1 protein-coding gene is annotated in these 1,285 nt (G+C 49.0%); it reads right to left on the bottom strand.

Annotated elements, in window-relative coordinates:
* Positions 1-152: 152 nt before the first annotated feature.
* Complete coding sequence (locus tag G7Y43_RS10555) at positions 153-1,148, bottom strand: IS5 family transposase (protein ID WP_165046368.1); 996 nt, start codon at positions 1,146-1,148, stop codon at positions 153-155.
* Positions 1,149-1,285: the final 137 nt, after the last annotated feature.

Genomic DNA, 1,285 nt, shown 5'->3' with positions numbered 1-1,285 from the left:
GGAAACACTGATTAATGGTACTTACACTGAGCTTTTCATCTTCGCCATTGAGTTTTTGCTTCAAATTGCCTTGAGAGACCCTGTGAGGCACCTTCTATCCTTCTATGAGGTACCCTACCAGGGGTTTAAGGCGTTTTTGGGCATAGTACTCCCTATGCCGGCGATGCCGCCGGCGCCTCAGGGCACCCTGCTCGTGCCCACATCGCCACATTTGCAAGCGTAAACAAGACAGTGAGGGCGTTCGCGTTTTTGACGATACCCTTATAACGGCATTTGGCATAGCCAAACTGTCTCTTCACGATCAAGAAGGGATGCTCAACCTTCGAACGGACAGATGCCTTGCGTGACTCGATATCGTGCTCGATGGCAAGCCCTTGCATGCCTTTAATACGTGAGGGCTTTTCAGCTACCACCCACGTAACTTCGCAAAGATGCTCATCACTTGCAACCTCCGGGCGCTTGGAAACGCCAGTGTATCCGGAATCCGCATAACAGAAGCTATCGTCTTTGCGCACGAGGTCGTATGCGAGTGTCACGTCAGAGATGTTTGCTGCTGTGGTCTTAACGGTGTGCACAAGTCCACTTCCCGCATCAACACCAATATGAGCCTTGTAGCCAAAATGCCAGTTGTTGCCTTTCTTGCCCTGATGAGCTTCAGGGTCACGGGATTTTGAAGCGTTTTTGGTAGATGAAGGAGCCTCTATGAAAGTTGCATCCACGATAGAGCCGCCGCGCATCATAACACCTTTTGATTCCAACACTGCGTTTACGCAATCAAGCATCTGTGCGGCAAGTCCTTTGGACTCGATGATTCGTCTGAACTTGAGAAGTGTTGTAGCATCAGGTGCCTGATCTCCCAGTCCAAATGATATGCCCATAAACTCAGAGAACGCACGCGAGTCATAGATTGCGTCTTCTACTCCCTCATCGGAAAGATTGAACCACAGCTGCAAAAAGTACATGCGCAGCATCTTTTCGATCCCCATGGGTTTTCTACCGCGCTTTCCCTCGAAGTAATAAGGTTTTACCAGTGCGACGAGTGCTTCCCAAGGAATTGCTTTATCCATCTGGCGTAAGAACTCCTCACGCTTGGTTACTCGCTTGCGGCTTGCGTTCTGAATGTCTGCAAAAGTAATCTGACGATCCATGCGCATCTCCGTAAATTGTACTTATGAGCTGGGATTATTATACCATCCATATGCTTTGCGAAGACTGCCATCTCTCTTGCCGATTGACTTTAGCAATGTGTGGACTAGGTCCAGGGCGAATTAATCAGTATTTCCCT

The organism is Adlercreutzia sp. ZJ138 (genome assembly GCF_011038935.1).
Classification (GTDB): domain Bacteria; phylum Actinomycetota; class Coriobacteriia; order Coriobacteriales; family Eggerthellaceae; genus ZJ141.
The sequence above is the reverse complement of the archived record's forward strand: the minus strand, read 5'-3'. Positions and strand labels throughout refer to the sequence as shown.